Annotated in this window: 20 protein-coding genes; 10 read left to right on the forward strand and 10 right to left on the reverse strand. The window is 60.5% G+C overall.

Features of this window, described 5'->3' with window-relative positions:
• Positions 1–9: 9 nt before the first annotated feature.
• Genes QX041_RS22425 through QX041_RS22435 form a run of 3 tightly spaced genes read right to left on the reverse strand, consistent with a single transcriptional unit; the run spans position 10 to position 3,721 of the window.
• The gene (locus QX041_RS22425) at positions 10–864 is read right to left on the reverse strand and encodes a xanthine dehydrogenase family protein subunit M (protein WP_315714211.1); all 855 of its coding nucleotides are present in this window, start codon (positions 862–864) and stop codon (positions 10–12) included.
• Positions 861–3,233 (reverse strand): xanthine dehydrogenase family protein molybdopterin-binding subunit, encoded by a 2,373-nt coding sequence (locus QX041_RS22430; protein WP_315714212.1) that lies wholly within the window; start codon positions 3,231–3,233, stop codon positions 861–863. Before QX041_RS22430 ends, QX041_RS22425 begins: the two co-directional genes overlap by 4 nt.
• A complete protein-coding gene (locus QX041_RS22435; RefSeq protein ID WP_315714213.1) occupies positions 3,230–3,721 on the reverse strand; it encodes a (2Fe-2S)-binding protein in 492 nt (163 codons plus the stop codon). Before QX041_RS22435 ends, QX041_RS22430 begins: the two co-directional genes overlap by 4 nt.
• A gap of 161 nt (positions 3,722–3,882) precedes the next feature.
• Between QX041_RS22435 and QX041_RS22440 the strand changes: the two genes are divergently transcribed.
• Entirely contained in the window at positions 3,883–4,377 is a 495-nt protein-coding gene (locus QX041_RS22440) for a helix-turn-helix domain-containing protein (protein ID WP_315714214.1), read from the forward strand.
• 103 nt (positions 4,378–4,480) lie between these two features.
• On the opposite strand, the gene QX041_RS22445 is transcribed toward QX041_RS22440, so the two are convergent.
• Positions 4,481–5,677, reverse strand: coding sequence for an acetyl-CoA C-acyltransferase (locus QX041_RS22445; protein WP_315714215.1), 1,197 nt, complete (start codon positions 5,675–5,677; stop codon positions 4,481–4,483).
• A 219-nt stretch (positions 5,678–5,896) separates the two neighbouring features.
• On the opposite strand from QX041_RS22445, the gene QX041_RS22450 reads away from it, so the two are divergent.
• The gene (locus QX041_RS22450; RefSeq protein WP_315714216.1) at positions 5,897–6,517 is read left to right on the forward strand and encodes a TetR/AcrR family transcriptional regulator; all 621 of its coding nucleotides are present in this window, start codon (positions 5,897–5,899) and stop codon (positions 6,515–6,517) included.
• Positions 6,518–6,566: 49 nt separating this feature from the next.
• Here the strand turns inward: QX041_RS22450 and QX041_RS22455 are convergent, their stop codons facing one another.
• Both QX041_RS22455 and QX041_RS22460 read right to left on the reverse strand, forming a co-directional pair.
• A complete protein-coding gene (locus tag QX041_RS22455) occupies positions 6,567–7,661 on the reverse strand; it encodes an alkene reductase (RefSeq protein ID WP_315714217.1) in 1,095 nt (364 codons plus the stop codon).
• A gap of 113 nt (positions 7,662–7,774) precedes the next feature.
• On the reverse strand, positions 7,775–8,560 hold the full coding sequence (locus tag QX041_RS22460; protein WP_315714218.1) for an oxidoreductase: 786 nt from the start codon (positions 8,558–8,560) through the stop codon (positions 7,775–7,777).
• A 117-nt stretch (positions 8,561–8,677) separates the two neighbouring features.
• On the opposite strand from QX041_RS22460, the gene QX041_RS22465 reads away from it, so the two are divergent.
• Complete coding sequence (locus QX041_RS22465) at positions 8,678–9,268, forward strand: TetR/AcrR family transcriptional regulator (protein ID WP_315714219.1); 591 nt, start codon at positions 8,678–8,680, stop codon at positions 9,266–9,268.
• A 66-nt stretch (positions 9,269–9,334) separates the two neighbouring features.
• Entirely contained in the window at positions 9,335–10,369 is a 1,035-nt protein-coding gene (locus QX041_RS22470) for an NAD(P)H-binding protein (RefSeq protein WP_315714220.1), read from the forward strand.
• Positions 10,370–10,406: 37 nt separating this feature from the next.
• On the opposite strand, the gene QX041_RS22475 is transcribed toward QX041_RS22470, so the two are convergent.
• A complete protein-coding gene (locus tag QX041_RS22475; RefSeq protein ID WP_315714221.1) occupies positions 10,407–11,732 on the reverse strand; it encodes a 4Fe-4S binding protein in 1,326 nt (441 codons plus the stop codon).
• Positions 11,733–11,962: 230 nt separating this feature from the next.
• Complete coding sequence (gene grxD, locus QX041_RS22480) at positions 11,963–12,289, reverse strand: Grx4 family monothiol glutaredoxin (RefSeq protein WP_316166542.1); 327 nt, start codon at positions 12,287–12,289, stop codon at positions 11,963–11,965.
• A gap of 498 nt (positions 12,290–12,787) precedes the next feature.
• On the opposite strand from grxD, the gene QX041_RS22485 reads away from it, so the two are divergent.
• From QX041_RS22485 to QX041_RS22505, 5 genes are all read left to right on the forward strand, one after another.
• Positions 12,788–13,360 carry a 2-hydroxychromene-2-carboxylate isomerase gene (locus QX041_RS22485; RefSeq protein WP_315714223.1) on the forward strand — a complete coding sequence of 191 codons (573 nt, stop codon included), beginning with the start codon at positions 12,788–12,790 and terminating at the stop codon, positions 13,358–13,360.
• The gene (locus tag QX041_RS22490; RefSeq protein WP_315714224.1) at positions 13,357–14,070 is read left to right on the forward strand and encodes an SDR family NAD(P)-dependent oxidoreductase; all 714 of its coding nucleotides are present in this window, start codon (positions 13,357–13,359) and stop codon (positions 14,068–14,070) included. Before QX041_RS22485 ends, QX041_RS22490 begins: the two co-directional genes overlap by 4 nt.
• 145 nt (positions 14,071–14,215) lie before the next feature.
• Positions 14,216–15,385 carry an iron-containing alcohol dehydrogenase gene (locus QX041_RS22495; protein ID WP_315714225.1) on the forward strand — a complete coding sequence of 390 codons (1,170 nt, stop codon included), beginning with the start codon at positions 14,216–14,218 and terminating at the stop codon, positions 15,383–15,385.
• A 146-nt stretch (positions 15,386–15,531) separates the two neighbouring features.
• Entirely contained in the window at positions 15,532–17,352 is a 1,821-nt protein-coding gene (locus QX041_RS22500) for an AMP-binding protein (protein ID WP_315714226.1), read from the forward strand.
• Between the two features lie 235 nt (positions 17,353–17,587).
• The gene (locus tag QX041_RS22505) at positions 17,588–18,076 is read left to right on the forward strand and encodes a MaoC family dehydratase (protein ID WP_315714227.1); all 489 of its coding nucleotides are present in this window, start codon (positions 17,588–17,590) and stop codon (positions 18,074–18,076) included.
• A gap of 156 nt (positions 18,077–18,232) precedes the next feature.
• Here QX041_RS22505 and QX041_RS22510 read toward each other — a convergent pair whose 3' ends face one another.
• Both QX041_RS22510 and QX041_RS22515 read right to left on the reverse strand, forming a co-directional pair.
• Complete coding sequence (locus tag QX041_RS22510) at positions 18,233–19,168, reverse strand: alpha/beta hydrolase (protein WP_316166543.1); 936 nt, start codon at positions 19,166–19,168, stop codon at positions 18,233–18,235.
• A 124-nt stretch (positions 19,169–19,292) separates the two neighbouring features.
• Positions 19,293–20,075, reverse strand: a complete 783-nt coding sequence (locus tag QX041_RS22515) for an SDR family oxidoreductase (RefSeq protein ID WP_315714229.1) — start codon at positions 20,073–20,075, stop codon at positions 19,293–19,295.
• A 159-nt stretch (positions 20,076–20,234) separates the two neighbouring features.
• On the opposite strand from QX041_RS22515, the gene QX041_RS22520 reads away from it, so the two are divergent.
• Positions 20,235–20,744, forward strand: a complete 510-nt coding sequence (locus tag QX041_RS22520) for a helix-turn-helix domain-containing protein (protein ID WP_315714230.1) — start codon at positions 20,235–20,237, stop codon at positions 20,742–20,744.
• Positions 20,745–21,102 lie beyond the last annotated feature (358 nt).

Raw genomic sequence — 21,102 nt, forward strand, 5'->3', positions numbered from 1 at the left:
GATTCCGTCTCACGAGGAAAGCGCAAGTAGCGCGCGTCTGGTCTCGGTCCGGATCAGATTCGCCCGATACTCCGCCGAAGCGTAGCGATCCGAGAGGCATTCGGTGGTCTCGCTCAGCAATGTGGCCGCCTGGTCGATATTCTCCCGCGACAATGTCTTTCCGGTCAGGAAATCGGCAGCGGCCTGGCCGGCGAAAGCGTGGTTCGCCGCGCCTGTCACGCCGAGGGAGACCTCGGCCACCACGCCGTCTCGCATGCGCACGCCGACCGCAATGCCCACGACAGCAAAGCCGCTCGCGGGATGCCGGATCTTTCGGTATATGAAGCGCATGCCGGCTGTCGGCCGCGGGATATGAATGCTGGTGAGAACCTCGTCCGGTTCCAGCACAGTAGAAAAGATATCGACAAAGAAATCCTGCGCCGCGACCCGTCTGTGGCCGTTCGCGCCAGCGATCTCGATCTCTGCCTTCAGCGCGACGACGACCGCCGGCCAGTCAGCTGCCGGATCGGCATTCGCAAGCGAGCCGCCGATCGTGCCACGGTTACGCACCTGGGGATCGGCTATCAGACTCGCCGCCTGGCGAAAGATGGGCAATTCCTCGAACAGCGTCTCTGATGCAAGCAGGTCGGCATGCCGCGTCAGCGCGCCGATCCTGACTCCGGCTTTGCCGATCTCGATGCCCTTGAGCTCGGTGATGCCTCCGATATCGATCAGAAGTTCGGGCGACGCCAGCCGCAGCTTCAGGGCCGGAAGCAAGGTATGGCCACCGGCCAGGAGCTTCGTTCCGTCGGGATCTTCCCGTAGCAGATCGATGGCCTGGGCGAGCGAAGCCGCGCGGACATAGTTGAAGGCTGCCGGGATCATTGGAGTTCTCCCGAGCTCGCCTCTTGTACCGCCTTCCAGATTCGCGGCGGCGTCAGCGGCATATCGAGATGTTTGATACCGAACGGTGACAACGCATCGAGTACGGCGTGGACCATGCAGGGGGGCGCCGCGATCGAGCCACTCTCGCCGATGCCCTTGACGCCAATCGGATTGGTCGGCGAGGGCGTCTCCTGGAACTGCGAGCGGATGTTCGGCACGTGCTCGGCGCGCGGAACGGCATAGTCGAGCAGCGAGCCGGTCAGGAGTTGTCCATTGTCTGGATCGTAGCTGACCTCTTCATAGAGCGCCTGCGCGATGCCCTGCACGACGCCACCATGAATCTGGCCCGCCGCGAGACGTGGATTGATCAGGGTGCCGACGTCGTCAACCGCGACATAGTCGAGAATGTCGACGATGCCAGTCTCAGGATCGACCTCGACGTAGGTGAGGTGGACGCCTGACGGCGAGCCCATACCGGTTGGGTCGTAAAACTCCGTTTCGTCCAGGCCCGGTGTAACGCCATCCGGCAGCTTGTGGCCGACATAAGCCATGCGGGCCACCTTCGAGAACGTTAACGGCGCGATATCCGTGCCAGGCACGCTGAACGCACCGGCGGAATAGGAAACGTCCTTCTCATCCACTTCCAGCATGCTCGCCGCGATCTTCTTTGCTTTGGCCACGACGCGCTGCGAGCATACATGCACACTGGATCCGCCGACCGCCATCGAGCGGGAATTGAACGTGCCGTGGCCGGCCTGCACTTGCCGCGTGTCCCCCTGCACGATGTCGATGTCCTCAACGGGAATCTGCAGCACGTCCGCGGCAATCTGCGACAGCGACGTGATATGGCCCTGACCCTGGTTCATCGAGCCTGAATAGATCGTCGCCCGGCCGCTGGAATCGATGCTGACCCGCGCACTTTCCCAGCCGCCGCGATCAAATCCGCTGAGCGCCAGCCGCCGCGACGGCGCCATGCCACACATATGCGTATAGGCGGCGATGCCGACGCCGCGATAGACACCGTTGGCACGCAAGGCATCACATTCCTTTCGGCGCCCTTCGTAGTCGAAGGCGGCAAGCGCCTTGTCGAGCAGTCCCTGATAATTACCGCTGTCGTACATCACGCCCGTGCTGCCATACGGTCGATACGGAAATTCCGCTGCTTGAACGAAATTCTTCCGCCGCACCTCGACTTGGTCGAGATGAAGGTGACGCGCGACCGCATCGATCGCCCGCTCGGCGATATAGGCGCCCTCTGGCCGTCCATAGCCGCGATAGGCATCCACCGGCACCGTATTGGTGACAACGACTCGGGATATCGCCTCGTAGTTATCGATCTTATAGGTTCCGGTACCGAAGTTGACGGTGTTCACGGTGGGACCGCCGCTCGCCATGTTCGACAGATAGGCGCCGACATTACCAAGGGTTTCGACTTTCAGGCCCAGGATATTGCCGTCGTTTTTGAACGCGATCTCGATATTCTCCGTGTGCGCGCGACCGTGGCTGGTCGATTGATGGCTTTCGGAGCGGCTTTCCCACCATTTGACTGGCACGCCGAGCTCGCGTGCGAGATAGGGGCAGAGCAAGTCTTCAGGGTAGAGGTGCATTTTGGCGCCAAACCCACCTCCGATATCAGGCGCGATCACCCGCAACTGATGCTCGGGAATACGAACCGTCTCGGCGATCCAGCGCCGGTGCATGTGCGGAACTTGGCTGCCAATATAGACCGTCAGCGTCCCGTCTGGCTCCGGCGTGGCAACGATCGCGCGCGTTTCCATGCAGGTCGGGATCAGGCGGTTGTTGACGACGCGCAGTCCGATGACCTGATCGGCCTCGTGGGCGGCCTTCTGGTAGTCGCCGCCACGCACCTTGTAGATCGTAGTGATGTTGCCGGGAACGTTGTCATGAAGTTGCGGCACGTCCTGCCGGATTGCGGTCTCTTCGTCGATCACGGCAGGCAGCACTTCGTAACCGACGTCGATCAGCCCGACGGCGTCGTAGGCTTCGGCCAACGTTTCCGCCACTACCAGCGCTACGCATTCGCCGACAAAGCGGACGCGGTCGGTCGCGACTACAGGGCGGAACGGCACCTTGCTGCCCGGAAGAACCCAGTTCGGAACAATCGGGCCAATCTTGCCGGCGAGCGCCATCCCGGAAAGGACCAAGCGAACCCCTGGTGCGGCTTTTGCTGCAGAGAGATCGACGCTTCTAATCTCGGCGTGGGCGTGCGGCGATCGCAGTACCGCCATGTGCAGCATGCCCGGCAGCCTGACGTCATCGACGTAGCGGCCCTTGCCAGCGAGCAGCTTGAAATCTTCGCGCCGCTTTAAGGGCCGACCGATATGGCGGATCGCAGGCGTGTCGTTCAAGGCTGCTGCTCCTTCGCTGCGAGGCTTTCAACGGCGCGGACAATGTTGTGATAGCCGGTGCAGCGGCAGATATTGCCGGCAAGTCCATGGCGGATGTCGTGCTCGCCGGGATTGGGATGATCCCTCAGGAGCTGCCGTACGCTCATCACCATGCCCGGCGTACAGAAGCCGCATTGCAGCGCGTGATGTTCGTGAAAGGCGGCCTGAACAGCGCTGAGTTCGCCACCGGGATCGGTCAATCCCTCGACCGTGGTGATCGACGCGCCGTCCGCCGTCACGGCCAGTACCGTGCAGGATTTGACCGCCAGTCCATCGATTTCGACGGTGCAGGCACCGCATTGGGAGGTGTCGCAGCCGACATGGGTGCCGGTGAGGCCAAGATCCTCCCGGATCAGATGGACCAGCAACTTTCGCGCTTCAACGAAAACCGTCTTGCGCGATCCGTTTATCTCGAATGTCACCAAGTGCCGGCTGTGAGGGTCGGGCATTTATCCTCCTGGGATCGGCGCGCGGTTTTTGTTATCCAATAGTCACTCTAATAATAAGAGTGACAAAAATGCAAGACATTTCTTGTCGATGTTCGCGGCTTGGCGCTTGGATGGCGTCCCGAGCATGATTATTCTGCTGAGAAGTGTTGTTAGGAGGGATGATGCGCTCGAAGGGCTTTGAAGGAATGGCGTGCTCGATCGCCGGCGTATTGAACGCTGTCGGTGACCGCTGGGCCATGCTCATCCTGCGCGATCTGTCACTGGGATTGAGCAGATATGACGAGTTGAGGAAGTCGACCGGCGTCACACATGCCACCCTGTCCGATCGGCTCAAGCATCTCGAAGAAAATGAACTGCTCGAGCGGCGTCGGTATCAGACCGGCCCTGAACGCTACGAATACCTTCTGACCCGAAAGGGCAGGGACATTATCCTGGTGATCCAGGCGCTTGCCCAGGTCGGGGACAAGTGGGCGATTACGGGGGATGCGGGTCCGCCGCTCAAATTCATCAACAAGAACAGCGGACGTCCGGTTAAGCTCGCTCTTGTCGATGACAAGTCGGGAGAATTGGTGCGCATGAGGGATGTCCGGCCGTTGGCCGGACCAGGGGCTGACGACCTTGTTCGGTGGCGGCTCGCCAAGTTCGACCAGCGATGATTCGGATTGCAGAAGGTGGACCGGGGGTGAGCTTCCCGATAGAAAATCGGCAAGCGACACCATGTGGGCCGCTTGCCAAGTTCTTTTTGCGAGCTGGCCTCGACTAGCGAACGATGCGCTGGACGGCGATTGCAGTGGCTTCACCGCCGCCGATGCAGAGTGCGGCGACGCCGCGTTTGAGGTTCTGCGCTTCCAGCGCATGCAGCAGCGTCACGATCAATCGCGCGCCGGTGGCGCCGATCGGGTGGCCGAGCGCGCAGGCGCCACCATGGACGTTGAGCTTTTCGCGGGGAATGCCGAGGTCCTTCTGCGCGGCCATCGCCACCACCGCAAAGGCTTCGTTGATTTCAAACAGGTCGACGTCGCCGACGCTCCAGCCGACCTTGTCCAGGAGCTTGCGGATCGCCGGGATCGGCGCGGTGGTGAACCATTGCGGTTCTTGGCTATGGGTGGCGTGGCCCCTGATTTCCGCCAGCGCCGGCAGTCCCTCGCGATCGACGAGCGAGCGCTTCGCCAGGATCAGGGCGGCGGCTCCGTCCGCGTTCGCCGAGGAGGCGGCAGGCGTGATGGTGCCGTTGGCGCGGAACGCCGCCTTCAAGCCTGGGATCTTGGCAGGGTCTACCTTCAGCGGATGCTCGTCATTGGCGATGACGCGCGGCCCTGCTTTTTCGGCCAGAGTGATCGGTGCGATTTCGGCCTTGAACGCGCCGCTTTCCACGGCCTTGCGTGCTCGGATCAGCGTCTCCATCGCATAGGCGTCTTGGTCCTTGCGGGTGAACTGATAGGCTTCGGCCGTGGCCTCGCCGAAGTCACCCATCGAACGGCCGGTCTCATAGGCATCTTCCAGGCCGTCCATCAACATGTGGTCGATGATCCGGTCGTGGCCGGCCCGATAGCCGGCGCGCGCCTTTGCCAGCAGATATGGCGCGTTGCTCATGCTCTCCATGCCACCGGACAGCACGATGGCGGCAGAGCCCGCATTGATGATGTCGTGGCCGAGCATGGTCGCCTTCATGCCGGAGCCGCAAACCTTGTTGATCGTGGTGGCCCCGGTCGCATCAGGCAGTCTGGCGCCGCGCGCAGCCTGGCGGGCCGGCGCCTGCCCCTGGCCGGCCGGCAGCACGTTACCCATGAAGACCTCGTCGATCCGCTCCGGCGCGAGCTTGGCACGCTCCAGCGCTGCCGCGATCGCGTGAGAGCCGAGCTTATGTGCCGAGAGCGGCGACAACTCACCCATGAAACGTCCCAAAGGCGTGCGTACGGCCGAAAGAATGACAACGGGATCGGTGACTGCGGACATGGTGAAATCTCCCCGACAAGCGGTGTTGTTTGTATGACAATAATCATATAATTTGGCTCATCTTGCAATGAAATGTTGCGGGGAGGCATGGCGCAAAATCCAGGACTGAAACGCCGGCGCCGATGCTTAGATGTCGGCTGGAATCGGAGCGGCCGGCCATGGGGCGTTTGGTGTCTGATGAGCCGCCCAGCAGATCTTCTGCAAATCGGATGAAGCACGATGCGTTACGTGAAAGATCATAAGCGTCAGACCCGCGACCGGATCGTCGAGAATGCCTCCTACGGTCTGCGCAAGAAAGGTGCCGAAGCGCTCAGCGTTGTCGATTTTATGCAGCTCGTCGGTCTGACACATGGCGGCTTCTATAACTATTTCGCGTCCCGTGCGGCTCTCGTTGCTGAAGCAACCGGCTTTGCAATGGATCAGACTATCGAGCGCTGGAAGCGGCTGACGAATGGGAGCGCTGTCCCGACGTGCGTTGATGCGATCGTTGCCGATTACCTCAGTCCTCGCCACCGTGACGATCCCACGCACGGTTGCGCGCTTCCGGCGCTCGCCGCCGACATCGGGCGATCAGAAGCGCGGGCACGCCGGAGCTTTGAGCGTAAGCTGGATCAAATGGTCGACGTCCTAGCTGAGCTAAATTCCGGCGCTTCTTCTCAAGAGGCACGCCAGATCGCCACAGGCATCATCTCGACCATGGTAGGTTCAATTCTGCTCGCCCGTGCTGTCAACAGCAAAGCGGCTTCTGACCATATTCTTGGGGCCGGTCGAGAGATCATTGGTGAACTTGGTGCTCGACGGTCCGACCGCGCGGCCAGGAGCTTAGTTCAAAAAAAATGATCGTGATGGCGCCTCTGTTCCACACCGAGGTGCTCGGTGAGGCCCGCTCCTATGTTTTCGCCGGATCTTCGCGCCCCACGTTCTCCGGAGATTTCGGTAGTGTAGGATAGTCGGTATAACCGTGGGCATCCGGACCGTAGAAAGTTTCGGGGCGGGGCTGATTGAGCGGCGCGCCGAGCGCCAAGCGCTTAGGCAGATCCGGATTGGCAATGAATGCCTTTCCGAAGGCAACCGCATCGGCCCAACCCGCATCGAGAACCGCCTGGGCGGTTTCCGCAGTGAAACCTTCATTTGCAATATACTTTCCGCCGAAGGCGGCCTTGAGAGACGGTCCCAAGCTGTCGGGTCCCAAGCGCTCGCGAGCGCAGATGAAGGCGATGCCGCGCCGTCCGAGTTCAGCTGCCACGTATCCGAACGTCGAGGCACGGTCGGAGTCGCCCATGGAATGCACGTCAGCCCGAGGCGCAAGATGCATTCCCACCCGGTCGGGTCCCCATACCGACACTGCAGCATCTGTGGCCTCGAGCAAGAGCCTGGCGCGGCTTTCGATTGAGCCTCCGTACCGATCCGTCCTTTGGTTGGAGCTATCTTGGAGGAATTGGTCCAGCAAATACCCATTCGCGCCGTGTAGCTCCACGCCATCGAAGCCAGCTATCTGGGCAAACTTGGCAGCATTGCGAAATGCTTCGACAACCTCCAAGACTTCTTCTGTCGTAAGCGGGCGCGGCACGCTGAAAGCCCGTTCCGGACGGACAAGGCTGACGTTGCCTTTCGCGGCGATCGGGCTGGGGCCGACCGGCGCCTGACCATCCAGGAATATTGGATCGGAGATCCGGCCGACGTGCCAGATCTGCATGAAAATCCGCCCCCCACGTGCCTTCACCGCGCGTGTAACGGCTTTCCAGCCCTCGACGTGGTCTGCCGACCAAATGCCGGGAACGCCGGCATAGCCCACTGCCTGAGGCGAAACAGGAACACCTTCTGTGATGATCAGACCCGCCGAAGCCCTCTGCGCGTAATACTCCGCCATGATCGCATTGGGGATCCGGCTCTGGCCTGCGCGTAGCCTGGTCAGCGGGGCCATGATGACCCGGTTCGGCAGATGCAGATCGCCAATAGTTACGGGGTCAAACAGCGACGGCATTTAGCCTCCGGAATGCGGTTGCAAGGCGTTCGCGCGAAGTTGTTGATCGGGAGGTTCAAACATCCTGTCGCGGCGATCGTGGAAATCGCTCGCGATCGACTGTTTCGACGGGATCACCCCGGCAGCCCCATCTGCTTGCGAAGGCTTTTGTCGAACATTCCTTCAGGCACAAAACGACGAAGGATGCTCACCTGGCGCGCAACCTTTCCGCAGGTGTATCGCCGACGAGGTGATGGCGTTGTCGCGGCCAAAATCACCTTCTCGGCAACAACCTCGGGACTCTCGGCTGTATTCATCACATCGCGTAGCAGCGCGCTGGCTCGGGTTCGCGCCGACACATATTCCTTCAGGTTCCGGTCCGGAAGCACCATGTTCTGCTCAAACGAGGTGCGGGTATAGGCCGGCTCAAGCAGGCAAACGCGAACGCCAAAGATCCGCACTTCGTGGTCGAGAGATTCGGAGTAACCCTCGATGGCATGCTTCGTAGAAGAATAGAGGGCGGAAAACGGCGCAGGTATCAATCCCAAGACCGAACTAATGTTGATGATCCGTCCGGCTTTTCGATCTCGCATGGTCGGGAGGACCGCATTTGTCATGCGCATCACTCCGAAGACGTTCACGTCGAACAAGGCCTTGGCCTGATCGGCCGAGGATTCTTCGGCCCCGCCCAGCAAGCCGAAGCCTGCGTTGTTCACCAGAACATCGATCCTGCCGGTCGCAGCCAGTACCTTGTCGACGGCCGCTTTCACCGAGGCGTCGTCCGTCACATCGCAGCTTAGCATCTCAGGATCGCTCGCGGCAGCTCGTCGGCTGGTCCCGAACACCCGGAATCCCGCCTCGCGCAATGCTCTTGCGGAGGACAGCCCGATTCCCGTCGAAGCCCCGGTCACAATCGCCACTTTTCCGTCCTGTCGCACAGAAGCTCTCCGTTGACGCAGTTGAACCCTAGGTTAGATTAAGGTATACATATCACATGATTTACATCATACAATAGGCTGTTCGTTCGGAGGGCCTGCATGCGGTATGCCAAGGGGCACAAGGATAGTTCGCACGAGCGGATACTGAAGGTCGCCGCAAGGAAATTCCGGCGCCAAGGCATTGCGGCGACTGGAATGACGGGAATTATGTCCGAGGCGGGCCTTACGAATGGCGGCTTCTATTCTCACTTCGGCTCGAAAAGCGATCTCGTTCGGGAAGGGCTTGAGCGGGCGCTGGACGAGCAGTTGCGGCGACTGAGCGAAGCCGACGTTGTCCCCGGGGAACTGAGCACGCTGATCCGGTCTTACCTGTCTGCGGAGCATCGCGATCGGCCGGACGTTGGATGCGCCTCGGCTGCACTGCTTCCAGAGATCGGTCGCCAACCTCGATCCGTCCGAAAGGCCTACACAGCTAGATTGCGCGAAATATTCGAGCAGCTAAAGAGGCGATTGCCGCGGAAAACGTCCAGCCGCGCCGCGCAAGAGGCCGCAATCGGAATTTTCGCTGTACTCGTCGGCTCTCTCCAGCTTGCTCGTGCCGCCGAAGACTCGTCGATGTCGGATGCGATACTTGCGGCTGGCATTCATGCAGCAAATGCGCTCGCGCTCGTACCTCAACAAGAGCGCTGAGCTTGTCTCGTCCGGCTTTCAGATAATCAGACCAAGTAAACGATCGAGATCAGGGAGGACACGAGTATGAAGAGCAAGGCGCCAATTCTGGTGACGAGCGCCGGTGGACAAACCGGCTCGGTTGGCCGAACCATTGTTCGCGGCCTGCTGCACCGCGGCCTTCCCGTCCGTGCGTTCGTGCGGAAAAATGACGAGCGGGCGCAGAGTTTGCGCGACATGGGAGCCGAGGTGTTCGTGGGCGATCTCCTAAATCCGCGTGACGTCACGCAGGCCGTCAAGGGTGTGCGGCGCATCTATTTCAGCATGAGCCTGAACCCGTCCTACGCCGATGCCACCATCTTAATGGCCGCAGCGGCCAAGAAGGAAGGAGGCACCGAGATATTCGTCAACATGTCGGACTATGAGCAATGTCACATGACGCTCGAGACCATGTCGGCGCCGGACGCGGAGCGCATCGCCGTGCTGGGCGTGGACGTCCAGTGGTCGCCCCAGCAAAGGGCGCATTGGGCGGGCGAGCGAGCCCTCGATTGGTCAGGCCTGCCGATCGTTCATATCCAGGCGGCGATGTTCGTCGAGAACCCAATCACACTGTGGGTGCCGGCTATGACCATCAAGGAGGACGGCACGATCCGTCTGCCATTCGGCCTGGGAAAGACCGCGCCGGTGGCAACGGCCGACGTCGCTGATGTCTGTATTGAGGTGTTAGCTGACCCAGCCGGCCACGCTGGGAAGTCCTACGAGTTGACGGGGCCGGAACGAAAGGACATGTACGGGTTTGCCGAGGATTACTCGGCGGCGCTCGGTCGAAAGATCGAATACCTGCCGACGACGATGGAAGAGTTTCGGCAACGTATGCGTAAGCTCATGCCTCATATCGCTGAGCATCCTGCGTTGCATCTGGAAAACCTGTGCATGCAAAATGGCGGTGATCGGTATATTGCCGAGGTAACGCAGGACGTCGAGAAGCTGCTCGGCCGGCCGGCCACCACATTCAGGAAGGTCATTGAAAAGGAGGCGTGGCGCTTCGAGAGGGGGACGCCAAACCATCTGCAGCACCGCGAAGTGAAGGATCTGAACCCGACCCGTGTCTTGCAGGCATAGCGGCTTTGCCTCGCTCAAAACTCCGGACCTGAAAGCCCTAGAATGGAAAGCAGCGCATATAGGCGGCGAACAGATCTGCATCGCTTGGAACGATGAGCCGCGACTCGATCGCCTCCGCAAGCTCGAGATCGCGGCTAAGCACTCGGAGCCATGCCTCGCTATCGGCCGTGATCGAAAGCCGGGCGTCGCCGGCATGGGTTCCGGGCGTTACATCCAGAATCTTGTCGTTGATGCGCACTGTCCCTTGGAACGGAGTTTTTCCCGTAAAGGTCCAATGAGTGACCAGATCGAGCTTCTTTGCCTTTCCACGCTGGAAGCCGAGCCTCAGTGTAAAGAGGTACGCCTGAACGCTTCCGATCGGACGTCCTGCGCGCACATGCCGGATCGTCTTATTCGGGAACCGTCGTGGCGCACTCTCCTCGGCGTCCGATCCAGGAATCACGAACAGCGTCTCTTCTTTCTCGAGCAGAGGTTTGACCACATCATTCACATAGGACACCCGGTCATCAAGATATGGTCCGATTACATCCTCGCCAGCCGGGCAGACCGATACGCAATATGCAGCCTTGTACCCGGGCTTGAATGAGAGAGATTGCCAAATGCTCTGAGTCTCGGAAGGGCTCACGCGGGACCTGTAGTCCTTCGCATCACGCGAGTCCGCAACCTCTTCGACCCATTTGGTAAAGTTTCCGAGAAAATCGTGGTAGTTGTGCGTGAAGCAGGTCTGAAAATCGAAGTACCCATCGTGCTTTATCGCGCCGACGGGGCAAGCTCCGACACATAGTCGGCATTCCAAGCAAGGATTATAGTCGATCGGCTGGTCATAGGCATCGATCTCGTCCGCCAGCAAGATCGTTCCAAGCAGGATGAAGCTGCCAAATTTCGGGTGGATGATGTTGCGATGAATCCCCATGCGACCCAGCCCGGCCTCGACGGCGACCGGCTTGTGCTGCACCATCATGATGCGTGCCTGGTCCATCTCCATGGGAAATGCGGCAACCGAATTGCAGGCCGCGATGCCGTGCTCCGCCAGGGCGCGGACAATTGCGCGCGAAGTCTCGTTCACATGGTCATAGGTTCCATGAAATTCCTCATTAGCCACCGAGCGAGTGGGAGAGCGTACCGGCTCGCGATTCATATGACATGCGATCGCCATCAAGGACTTCGTGCGGCCATAGACCTTTCGGATGTAGTCGACTTGGGGACTGATTGCCGGACGGCCAATCTCGACCAGCCCGACATCGTCCGCTCCACAGCTCATCGCGATCCTCTTGACGAGCTCCGCCGACAGCGGCGCCGCGTCGGTCCGGGCCAGGCTGCGCGACCGAAAGGCCTTTACCGTCGGATGATCCTCAATGGTCAATTTTCGTCTCCTCAGATGCGTCGAGTGTCATTCCGACTGGGAAGCGACCTGCGATTGATGCAACGAAAGAATGCTGAGACTGCCACCAGGCGCTGCTCCATCCTCGATAGCGCTTGGCCCTGCACATCACACGGCAAATGACCAAACATTGCGCGGACGCTCATGTGTTTTCGCGACATCGGCGCCCTCTGATGACGGGGTAGGCCATCGACAGAGAGCCCAGCCGTGGTTCATGATCGCGCCGCTTCCTGCGGCTCCGAGAGAATGGCCTGCAGCTCTCCAGACCGGAACATCTCCGTCACGATATCGCAGCCACCTACGAATTCGCCCCGTACATACAGCCGTGGAATGGTCGGCCAGTCCGAGTAGTCCTTGATACCCTGCCGCAACTCCTCCGACTCGTAGATGTTGTGCGATTTGAACGAAACTCCCAGATGATCGAGGATGCGAACTACCTGCGCCGAGAACCCGCAGGCCGGCGACGAGGGCGTACCTTTCATGAACAGGACGATCTCGTTGGACTCCACCTCACTGCGAATGAACTGCGCAACGCTCATGTTGGTCTCTCCATCTGTCCGTCGCATCAGTTCGAATTTAGAACTTAATGGTCGGGCCAGAAAAGAGCGAAATTGCCTTGAAGCCTGCTTGGCCGGCCTCGCGCTAAGGCGCGGTAGCTATTATTTTCCGCAGAGTCCACGAAGGATGCCGGTCGATCGGACAGTCGACCATCGCTTGGAGGGATTAGAACGACCGGGCGCTCGATTGGATCGAATATCAATTCTAAAAAGGAATTGACGAGCGTTCTGTGGCAGCTAAAGTCGGGTCAATCACAAGAAGAGACTGATGGCTGTCGTCTGCGCCGAAGCCACTGTTTCAGGAGGGAAAATGGGCGCTCGACCCCAATTTTTGGAATTTGGAGGTTGTCCGCGCATCAGGGGGCGGCAAGCTCAAGGCGACCGGGGCGGTCGAATTCGTCTGGCCCAGACTCAAGGCGTCTTAACATTCCGTCTTGGCAGGCTCCGCTGCTTCTGCCGGGGAGTTGGATGACGAGCGCAATGACCAGCATCGACTTCTATTTCGACTTTCGCAGTCCTTATTCCTATCTCGCCCACTCTCAGCTCGGCACGCTGGATGCTGAGCTGAGCTACCATCCTGTAGATATCGTCGCAGCCATGAAGCAGGGCGGTAACACGCCGACGACCTTGACCTGTCCGGCCAAAGGCAAATACGCCGGCGCAGATCTACAGCGCTGGGCGAAGAGATACGGCGTACCGCTGAGCCGGCATAAGGACATAAAATCGATCGACGGCCGCAGGCCGCTGCGCGCGGCGGAAGATTGCGGTCTCGCCAAGGAGGTCGTTGCGGCGATCTTTCCGGCGTTCTGGCGACATGGCTTGCCGCTGAGCACAGCCGGGGATCTGGTGCGGATCCTTGAAGCTTCCGGAATACGTGACCCCCAAGTTGCTTCCAGTGTCGATAGCAGCGAATTGGATGATCGGTTGACGCAGAGAAATGAAGCAGCGGGAGCGCGTGGCATCTTCGGCGCGCCGACTTTCATCGTGAACGACGAAATGTTTTTCGACAATGACCGCCTTGAATTCATTCGCGAAGAACTGAGGGCAGCATGAGCAAGATTGATGCGCAGCCGCTGGCAATTGTCACCGGAGTCGGACCTGGTACCGGCTCTGCTATCGTCAGGCGGTTCGCGGCCGGAGGGTATCGCGTCGCGATGCTCGCGCGCGACAAGGCGCGCCTGGACGCGCTATCGGCGGAGATTCCGTCGAGTATTCCGATGGCGTGTGACGTCTCGGACTCGGCAGCGCTCGCGCGGGTGCTCGACGAGATCGACCGGCGGTCCGGCCCGCCGAAGGTCGTTGTCCATAACGCGGTTGGCGGGGCGTTCGGAAAGTTTCAGGAGGTAGGTCCCGAGGTTCTCCGAGCCAATTTCGAGACGAACGTGATGGCACTGCTCCATCTCGCGCGGCACGTCGCGCCCCCAATGATAGCGGCTGGCGGCGGAGCGCTCCTCGTAACGGGCAACACGTCGGCTCTGCGAGGAAAGGCGAACTTCGCGGGTTTTGCGCCGACGAAGGCAGCCCAGCGTATCCTCGCCGAGTCGATCGCGCGCGACCTCGGCCCGCAAGGGATTCACGTGGCTTATCTGGTCATCGATGCGGTCATTGACGTGCCATGGCAGCGGGAGCGAATGAAGGACGCGCCCGACGAGTTCTTCATCAAACCCGCGGCGATCGCCGAGGAAATCTACCACATCGCGCATCAGGACCGCTCGGCGTGGTCTTTCCTCTCGGAAGTGCGACCGTACCGCGAACCCTGGTAGATCCAGGGCGAGCGGTCCGTCGTCGTTCGCGGTGTTGGCGCCGCGCTCCACATCTGAACGTCATCGGGCAGCCCGCCTGACTGATCGGGAGGAAACAGCCAACTCCCGGTTGGTGCGACGACAACCTCTTTTTAGGAGAGAGCCCATGATCAAGGTTGGACTTCATCAATATCCCCCGATGGATCAGGTGATCTTCGGAAAGCCTGCCGGGCAAGCGCTGGCCGAGGAGGCGGAGCGGCTCAACGCGCACAGGGTGTTTCTGATTGCCAGCCATACGTTGAATACGAAAACCGACGAGATCGAAAAGATCCGCAAAGCATTAGGTTCTAGGTATGCGGGGACGTTTGATGGGGTCCCGCAGCACACCACCCGTACGTCTGCCGTAGCTGCAGCCGCAAGGGCGGTCGGGGCGGGCGCCGACCTGATCGTGGCCGTCGGCGGTGGTTCTGTCGTCGACGCGGCAAAAATCGTTCTGATGTGCATTGAGCACAAGATCACCGATGAGGGCGGCCTCGACGGGTTTGAAGTAGTCTCGACCCCGGAGGGCCCGCGCCCTGGTCCGTTTCGAGCCCCGCGCGTCAGGATGATCGCCATCCCGAGTACATTGTCCGGCGGCGAATACAACGCCGGTAGCCTCGTTACCGATACACGGCGGAAACTGAAGCAGATCTTTCACCATCCCTTGATGATGCCTCGTTCGATCATCCTCGATCCCGCGATTACGGTTCACACGCCCCAAAACTTGTGGCTCGGCTCCGGAACGCGCGCGATGGACCACGGGATCGAAGCCGTCTGCTCGCCGAGAGGCGATCCCCTCGTCGAAAGCGTTTGCCTGCGAGGACTGCGCTATCTCTATGACGGGCTGCTCGCGACAAAAATGAATCCGGACGATCTTGAGGCCCGGCAATCCTGCCAACTCGGGTCGTGGCTGTCCGCCTTCGGGCTGCAGTGTCGGGTTCCGATGGGGGCGAGCCATGCTATCGGACACGTGCTTGGCGGTACATGCGATGTGCCGCATTACTTTTGCACCGCGGTTATGATGCCCAGCGTGCTGGAGTTCAATCGCCCGGATACGGCTGGAGCACAAGACAAGCTCGCCGAAGCTTGGGGAGTGCCGGGGGCGAAAGCAAGCGAGACCTTCGCCGAATTTATACGACAGTTGGAGCTCCCGCGTCGATTGTCTGAAGTTGGCGTGACCGAGGACAAATTCGATCTGATCGGACGGAACGCGATGCTTTCGGTTTTCACGCGCGCAAACCCGCGTCCGATCAAAGGCCCCGAAGACATCGTTAAGATTCTCCGGATGGCCGCTTAGCGCGTGTCAGCCCGGCGGCCAGGGGATGCGGTGGGCCGTACGGTCGGTACAAAGCTCGTCTATTTCAATCGGATAGACCGGCCGAACGGAAGGCGAGCAAATTGCAGAGTGTTCAAGTCGCTCGTGAATGGGAGCGGAGGAAATCCATGACGACGAATGTTGCCGCGCGCGCCACGTCTGACGTCAACTTCGCTCCACGCGAGGTCAGTATCGAAGCGCATCCCGATGGAAGCCTCATCCTGAGGTCGCCGATCAACTTCGTCGAGCCGAGCTGGTCGGTCACCGACTTTCTACCCGTATGGGCGATGCAGGAGCCCGATCGCGTCTTTCTGGCGCAACGCGAAGCTGCCGGGTGGCAAAAGATATCGTATCGGCAGATGTGGCTACGGACTCAGTCCGTAGGTCAGGGGTTGATCGATCGCGGAGCTCAGCCGGGCGACAGGATTGCAATTCTCTCCGGGAATTCGATCGAGCATGCAATCGTCATGTTCGCGGCCATGTCGATCGGGATGGCCGTCGCTCCCATTTCGCCCAACTATACATTGATGCCGGGCGGGCTGTCCCGCTTGACGGACATCGCTCGGCTGCTCAAGCCATCATTTGTATTCGTCCAGGACGGCAGCGCCTTTGCGGCAGCCCGATCAGTTAGTGGGCTGGAGGAGGCGACTTGGATCGCATGCGGTGGATCCGACGGGCTTCTGCCGCTTGAGGCCCTGTACGAGGGACGACCAACCTCGGAGTTTCAGCGGCGGTTCGGAAACCTCGATCGTGACGCCATCGCAAAAATTCTGTTCACGTCGGGCTCGACCGGCCTGCCGAAGGGCGTCATCAACACGCATCGCATGATGGCATGCGCCCTCGAAATGGGCAGTCTGCTGGCGCCGGCAAACCAAGCTCCGGTTCAGGTCGAGTGGTTGCCCTGGCATCACACGATGGGGGGCAATGTCATTCTGCAGGGCACCCTGAAGAATGGGGGGACGCTCTACATCGACGACGGACGCCCCGTCCCGCAACTCTTCCATAAGACCGTCGCCAACCTGAGGGAAATTTTCCCCACAGCGATGTTCAACGTGCCCGGCGGCTACACGCTCCTGTGTGATGTTCTCGAAGCGGACGAGCATTTCAGAAATACATTCTTCAACCGCATGGAGCGAATGACCTACGCCGGAGCGGCAATTCCGCAGTCCACACTGGACAAGCTCTATGACCTGTCATTGCGTGCGACCGGCCGCCGCATTCCCGTCATGTCTGGGTACGGCACGACCGAAACGGCGCCAACGATCAGCACGACGCACTGGGCCACCGAGGAACCGGGAGAGGTCGGCCTTCCTGGACCTGGTCTCAGGCTCAAGTTGCTGCCTGCGGGAGACAGTTACGAGGTTCGCGTAAAGGGGCCGAACGTCACGCCGGGATACTTCGGCAGATCCGATCTCACGGAAAGTGCATTCGACGAGGAGGGCTACTACCGGGTCGGAGACACCGTGGCTTTCCTCGATCCGAAGCAGCCGCATCTCGGATTGAGATTCACGGGACGTCTTTCCGAAAACTTCAAGCTCACGAACGGGACCTGGGTGGTTGTCGGGAACCTCAGGGCGACCATCCTGGGCGCAACGCGTGGCGTTCTTCAGGACGTCGTCATTGCGGGCGAAAACCGGGACCAATGCGCGGTTCTCGCCTGGCTAAATCCCAGCCAAGCCAAACAACACGCCTCCGCGCCCGTTGGCGATCTCGAGCGAGATCCAGGCGTGCTGGCATTCCTGAGAGAGTGCTTTCGGGCACACAACGAAACAGTCGGAAGCAGCGAACGAATCCGCTCATTCAAGTTGCTGAAGGAGCTTCCGTCGCTTGCCGCTGGTGAAATCACCGACAAGGCCTATGTAAATCAGCGGGCTGTACTCGGCCACCGAGCGCATAGCGTTGAGGAATTGTATGCCGGGTCACCTGCTGAAGATGTGACCTTCATCTGAGTGCCCCAACTTCGCAAGGAGTGCTCCTGGAAGTGAAGGTCCGAGGTGGCGCTGAACCGGCTCTGAGCAAGGTCCGTCCATCTCAGACGTTGTCGTCGCGGCGAAGCCATCGGCTGAAGTTGAGACGCTCGTCGGCGCCGGACAGTCGACCTCATCAGAGGAGAGCCGATGGTCGGTGCGGCGCAGACTCGGCTCACGCGGAATAAATCATCGGTCTCTAACGAGGAAGAGGGCAATGAAAGGATCGAGCCTGCCTGACATTTCGCCGAAGGAATATGCGGCAATGGTGGGCAAGGAGGTCGGCGTGTCACGCTGGTTCGAGATTGACCAATCTCGCATCGACCAATTCGCCGACATTACGGAGGATTGGCAATTCATCCACATAGATCCGGTGAAGGCCGCCGAGACGCCGTTTGCCGGAACCGTCGCTCACGGCTTCCTGACGCTTTCTTTGCTTGCGCCGATGGCGTTTGACGCGCTTCCGAAGCTTTCGGGGAGAGTCATGGCGGTCAACTATGGTTTCGACAGGATACGATTTGTGTCCGCCGTACGATCCGGAGGTCGGGTGCGGGCCAGATTCAAACTTCTGGATATGACGGCTCGCAATCCGAAGGAGGTGGCCACCAAGTTGGAGGTCTCTGTTGAGATCGAGGGGGCGCAAAAACCCGCGTTGATCGCCGAATGGCTCGGAGTGGCCTATTTCGCCGAAGCAGTCGTCGTCTAATTTGCCGCGGATACTTTCCACCTGCGTCCGGTCGACATAGCAAAGAAGAGCCGCGAACATTATGCTCTGCTCGCAAGGTCTGCCGCGGAAGAGAGGGAGCAGTTAGCGGTTATCTCTTTTGTCCAACTGCCCCTCGCTCCGCGCCCTCGAAGATGTTCAGCCCTTGCTGGTGGCCTTGATGAAAGCGCCGATTTGGGCGGAAGCCTCGTCCGGATATTGATGATGCGGCCCGTGCCCGGCTCGCGCATAGGTGATCAGATGAAGGGTCGGCAGCTGTCGATTCAACGCATACCAGTTCTCGATCGGGAACACGATGTCGTGGTCGGCTCCCAGGTGCAGGATCGGAACCGACGTCGTCTTCAAGAGCTGCAAAATCTGGTCTGATGGAAACACCGGGTTACGCGGCGTGTTGCCGATCTGCGCCATGGCCCAGTCGGCCGGAACGTCGGGGCTGCGGTCTTTCTTTCGCGCCATGATGCGATCGAACGAGCGCTTTGAAGCCGCCCGGCTGCCTGCGTCCGCAGGTTCGAAGAACACAGTCGTGAACTGCTCCAATGCGATGCCGGGGATTGCCGCGGTATCATAGAAGAGTTGTTCGCCCGTCTTGACCAGCGGGCCCGGAGGTGTCGTGGCCAACAGAACCACATGAGTTGCCATCGGCCCGGTCATTGCCAGCAAGATCTGCGCGGCGATCCCACCGATCGACCATCCACCGATCGCGACGTCCTTGAGGCCGAGTGCCTCGATGAGATCCTTACCATCCTTCGCGAGCGACATCGGATTGTAGGATTTTTCGCCAGTCGACTGGCCGAGACCTGAATAGTCGAAGGTTACGACCTGAAAGCCCTGAGCGGCCAATCCGTCGATGAAGGCGGGATCCCAAAGATCGAGGACGCCTCGAAAACGGTTGCACAGGACCAGCGGCTTGCCCGTGCCGACGGATCGATAGGCGAGGCGGCGTCCGCCAACGTCGACGAACTGGGTGGAGGCGGTCGCCGAACTGGCGGCGGCCTGCGCCTTCAGCGGTAGCGCAAGTGCCGCAGCGCCCAGCGCTCCGGCGGTGATCATCGTGCGACGAGATTGAGAGTTCATGTCCGCAATTCCTGATGAGGCAGCATTGAGGCTGCACGCTGGATCGAAGGGATGGCTACGCGTTTCGAGATGAGGAGCGGGAGTACCGATCGGCCGGTATCGCCGGCCGATCGGAGCGTTGTGACTAGGCGCTGGCGCGCGCGCGGTAGCGCTCGGCGGGCTGCGCACCCAAACCTGAGGGCAGAACCGCTCGTGCGCCCTCGAACGCCTCCCAGAGGCCCAGGTCCGAAAGGGGCGGTATCGTCACGGCTTCGCGGCGATCGAAGCCGACCAGCGCCGCGTCGACCAGGTCCTCGACGCCCATGAGATTGGGAATTTTCGAGAGATCGGCACCCGCCCGTTCCCAGATTTCGGTCCTGGTTGCCGCCGGTACCACGGCCTGGACGTAGACGCCCTTGGGCCCGACCTCGGCCGCCAGCCCCTGCGAGAACGTGAGCACGTAAGACTTGGTCGCCGAATAAATCCCCGGAAAAAACGCGGGCATGAACGACACCACCGAACCGAGATTGATGATGGCGCCGCTTCCGCGTTTCACCATGCCCCCGATCGCCGCCGAAGCCAGCAGCGTCGGCGCAGTCACATTGAGCTTGAGCAGTTGCTCCATGGCGGCGGGATCCGCCGCCTCGAACGGGCCGAGCAGCGCCGCGCCAGCGTTGTTGACCAGAATCTCGACTGGGCTGCCCGAATGGAGCCGGTTCGCCACCATTTGCAGCTGCGCGGCATCCGTCAAATCCGCTGTCAGGACTTCGACGGCAATCCCGTGCGCCTTGCGCAGTTCCGCAGCCAGGGCCGCCATTCGCTCCGTCGCGCGAGCGACGAGGACGAGGTCATGGCCGCGCGCGGCGAGGCGCCGCGCATAGACGGCGCCGATGCCGCTGGAGGCGCCAGTAATGAGTGCAGTGGACATGTCTTCTTCTCCGTGGGAGGGGCCAATCTGTCCCCAAAATGTAGATGACAATCATCATCTACTTGCAAAGATGATGTTTGTCATCTACATTTTTTGAACTGAGGGAGATTTATTTTGGCGAGAAGCCGGGAGCAGAAGGCGGAGAGCAGGCGGGCGATCGTGAACTCGGCCGCTAAGTTGTTCCGGGAAAAGGGAATTGACGGTGTTACCGTCGCCGAGATCATGGACGCAGCGGGGCTGACGCACGGCGGCTTTCCAAGGCACTTTGCGAGCAAACAGGAGCTCGTGACCGAGGCCCTGGCGGACGTTTTCGAGGCCAGCAGGCGTCAACCCCTGCTGCCGACGGATGTCCGTGGCTTCGCCCGCGCGTATCTGCGGCCAGAACATCGGGATGCGGCGGGGGCGGGATGCGTCTTCGCGGCGCTCGGGCCCGAGATGTCGCGGGCGCCGGCGCCCACACGCCGCGTCCTGACCGAGGAGATGCGACGGCAGATCGAACAATTCATGGCCTCGGCGCCAGGTGACGATCCGCACCAGAAGCGTGTCGCGGCGATCGGCAGTTGGGCAGCGATGATTGGGGCGATGTTGCTCGCGCGCATCTCCGATTCAGAAGAACTGTCGGACGAAATCCTACAGGCGACCCGCGCGTTCCTCGGCGCGGAGCCCTGAGAGCTGGAATTCCCAAAGCGCGGTCATAATCGCCTGTCCAAAGCCGTCGCGCAGATCCTCGCTGGCGAAGCGGGCGGTCAATTCGATACGTGCTCGAAGAGGGCGCAACGCCGAAGATCGCCAAAAGGCGGTCCTGAAGGTGCTCCGGTCTAGTAGGCGCCAAACCTTTCTGTGCGCATCGCAATCACCTCTGCCGATGTCGGAACGCTTCATGGACCCCTTAGCGCAGAAATCCAACGGCGGCCCGAGCCTCGCCTGGAACGCGGGTCCGAGGCCGGAAGCGATGGTCCAGCATGAGGTGCTGACCGAGCCAGCACCAAGGAGCCTCGGTATGCGTAGGATTGCAGGAAGTATCGTA

Source organism: Bradyrhizobium sp. SZCCHNRI2009 (assembly GCF_032485115.1).
Lineage (GTDB): Bacteria > Pseudomonadota > Alphaproteobacteria > Rhizobiales > Xanthobacteraceae > Bradyrhizobium.

Coding starts and splice junctions, on each gene's coding strand:
- QX041_RS22455 (WP_315714217.1), bottom strand. CDS start 7,661: ATGCCGTCGCTGTTTGACCCCGTAACTATTGGCGATCTGCATCTGCCG.
- QX041_RS22435 (WP_315714213.1), bottom strand. CDS start 3,721: ATGCCCGACCCTCACAGCCGGCACTTGGTGACATTCGAGATAAACGGA.
- QX041_RS22445 (WP_315714215.1), bottom strand. CDS start 5,677: ATGTCCGCAGTCACCGATCCCGTTGTCATTCTTTCGGCCGTACGCACG.
- QX041_RS22510 (WP_316166543.1), bottom strand. CDS start 19,168: ATGAACTCTCAATCTCGTCGCACGATGATCACCGCCGGAGCGCTGGGC.
- QX041_RS22495 (WP_315714225.1), top strand. CDS start 14,216: ATGATCAAGGTTGGACTTCATCAATATCCCCCGATGGATCAGGTGATC.
- QX041_RS22485 (WP_315714223.1), top strand. CDS start 12,788: ATGACCAGCATCGACTTCTATTTCGACTTTCGCAGTCCTTATTCCTAT.
- QX041_RS22465 (WP_315714219.1), top strand. CDS start 8,678: ATGCGGTATGCCAAGGGGCACAAGGATAGTTCGCACGAGCGGATACTG.
- QX041_RS22470 (WP_315714220.1), top strand. CDS start 9,335: ATGAAGAGCAAGGCGCCAATTCTGGTGACGAGCGCCGGTGGACAAACC.
- QX041_RS22450 (WP_315714216.1), top strand. CDS start 5,897: ATGCGTTACGTGAAAGATCATAAGCGTCAGACCCGCGACCGGATCGTC.
- QX041_RS22490 (WP_315714224.1), top strand. CDS start 13,357: ATGAGCAAGATTGATGCGCAGCCGCTGGCAATTGTCACCGGAGTCGGA.
- QX041_RS22500 (WP_315714226.1), top strand. CDS start 15,532: ATGACGACGAATGTTGCCGCGCGCGCCACGTCTGACGTCAACTTCGCT.
- QX041_RS22440 (WP_315714214.1), top strand. CDS start 3,883: ATGCGCTCGAAGGGCTTTGAAGGAATGGCGTGCTCGATCGCCGGCGTA.
- QX041_RS22425 (WP_315714211.1), bottom strand. CDS start 864: ATGATCCCGGCAGCCTTCAACTATGTCCGCGCGGCTTCGCTCGCCCAG.
- QX041_RS22515 (WP_315714229.1), bottom strand. CDS start 20,075: ATGTCCACTGCACTCATTACTGGCGCCTCCAGCGGCATCGGCGCCGTC.
- QX041_RS22505 (WP_315714227.1), top strand. CDS start 17,588: ATGAAAGGATCGAGCCTGCCTGACATTTCGCCGAAGGAATATGCGGCA.
- grxD (WP_316166542.1), bottom strand. CDS start 12,289: ATGAGCGTTGCGCAGTTCATTCGCAGTGAGGTGGAGTCCAACGAGATC.